Genomic DNA, 2051 nt, shown 5'->3' on the forward strand with positions numbered 1-2051 from the left:
TACTAATTCAGATGATTATTTTAGTGTATGAAAATCTGATAATCGGTTACATGCTCCTACTAAACGGAGTTTTCTATGCCTAAATCATGAAAATTCGACCATAAAAAAGGCCGTCTGAAACCTTGATTCCATCTTTCAGACGGCCTCGATGACAGATTAAAATAAGCTTTTCCACTTAAACCGGATTCAAACCATGAACACTTCCGCCTTTTTCCCCCACATTACCCTTATCGGCGTCGGTTTAATCGGCGGTTCGTTCATGCTCGACCTCAAACGCTTGGGACTGGTGCAAACCGTTACCGGCATCGACACCAATGCCGACAACCTCAATTACGCACTCGAATGCGGCATCATCGACCATGCCTATCCGGATATTTGCGCCGAAAGCATCGGCAACGCCGATTTGGTTTTGATTGCCACGCCTGTCTCCGTCCTGCCTGACGTATGCCGCGACATCAAGCCCTTCTTAAAAGATACGGCCTGCGTTTCCGATGTCGGCAGCACCAAACAATCGGCACTCAATGCCTTCCGCACCCACTTATCCGACCGCCTGCCGCAATGTTTTGCCGCCCACCCGATTGCCGGCTCCGATCAAAGCGGGGCAAAATCCGCGCGTTGCGGTTTGTTTCAAAACAGCCGCCTGATTATTACGCTACATGGCCAAGAGGCTTCAGATGGCCTGAGACGGCTGAAAAGCCTGTGGCAGGCGGTTGGTTCGCAAATTTCGACCATGAGTGCCGAAGAACACGACAATATTTTTGCCGCCGTTTCCCACTTGCCGCACTTAGTCGCCTTTGCCTATGTCCACGCTTTGGTTGATCATCCTCACGGCAAAGACTACCTCCCCTATGCCGCCACCGGCTTTCGCGACTTTACCCGCATCGCTTCCAGCCATCCTGCCGTTTGGACAGACATCTGCATGGCCAACTGCCCTGCCCTGCTCAAACTGACCGGAGATTTGAAAGAACAATTATCCAAATTGGAACAACTCCTTTCAGACGGCAACAAAACCGAGCTTTACCGCTATTTTGAAGAAGCCGCACAAATGCGTAATGACTGGCTAAAAAACCGTTAAATCTGTTTTCAGACGGCCTGACGCCTTCTCAGCTAAAATCTTCATCACAATAAAAAGGGCATCTGTTTAGATGCCCTTTTGGATTTCTTACGACTTCAACGTTTCACTCAGCCTTTCAAACGAAACTCAGCCGCTCTGGCGTGCGCGGTCAAGCTTTCGCCATGCGCCAACACGCTGGCGGTTTTGCCCAACTTCTGCGCGCCTTGTTCTGAAACCTGAATCAGACTGGAGCGTTTTTGGAAGTCATATGTTCCCAAAGGAGAAGAGAAACGCGCCGTGCGGCTGGTCGGCAAAACGTGGTTGGGGCCTGCGCAATAGTCACCAAGGCTTTCACTGGTATAGCGTCCCATGAAAATAGCGCCGGCGTGGCGGATTTTTTTCGCCCACGCTTGCGGATTTTCAACCGACAATTCCAAGTGTTCGGGAGAAATATAGTTAGCGATTTCGCAGGCTTCGTCCAAGTCTTTAGCCAAAATCATTGCGCCGCGGTTACCCAATGAAGCTTCAATAATTGCACGGCGCGGCATGGTTTCAATCAAGCAGTTCATGGCCGTCTGAACTTCGTCCAAATACGCTTGAGAAGTACCGATCAAAATCGCCTGTGCAATTTCATCGTGTTCCGCCTGACTGAACAAATCCATGGCCACCCAATCGGCAGGCGTCGTACCATCCGCAATCACCAAAATTTCAGACGGCCCTGCCACCATATCGATACCGACCACGCCGAACACGCGTCGTTTGGCCGCAGCGACAAAGGCATTGCCCGGGCCGGTAATCTTATCGACTTGAGGCACAGATTCCGTACCATAGGCCAAAGCCGCAACCGCCTGCGCGCCTCCGACCGTAAACACTTTGGTTACACCGGCCACAAAAGCAGCCGCCAACACGATATCGTTGCGCTCGCCTTTCGGAGTGGGAACGACCATGATGATTTCTTTCACGCCGGCAACGTGGGCAGGCATGGCGTTCATGATGA

At 51.3% G+C, this 2051-nt stretch carries 2 protein-coding genes; one reads left to right on the forward strand and one right to left on the reverse strand.

Annotated features, from left to right (window positions below):
• Positions 1 to 193 precede the first annotated feature (193 nt).
• Positions 194 to 1075 (forward strand): prephenate dehydrogenase, encoded by an 882-nt coding sequence (locus ACTHUE_RS16765; protein ID WP_107792547.1) that lies wholly within the window; start codon positions 194 to 196, stop codon positions 1073 to 1075.
• Positions 1076 to 1182: 107 nt separating this feature from the next.
• On the opposite strand, the gene hisD is transcribed toward ACTHUE_RS16765, so the two are convergent.
• A partial coding sequence (gene hisD / locus ACTHUE_RS16770; protein WP_440424028.1) for a histidinol dehydrogenase occupies positions 1183 to 2051 on the reverse strand: 869 nt, incomplete at its 5' end.

The organism is Neisseria sp. P0021.S005, assembly GCF_051956955.1.

Excerpts from the sequence above, each read along its gene's own strand:
- ACTHUE_RS16765 (WP_107792547.1), top strand. The coding sequence starts at position 194 with ATGAACACTTCCGCCTTTTTCCCCCACATTACCCTTATCGGCGTCGGT.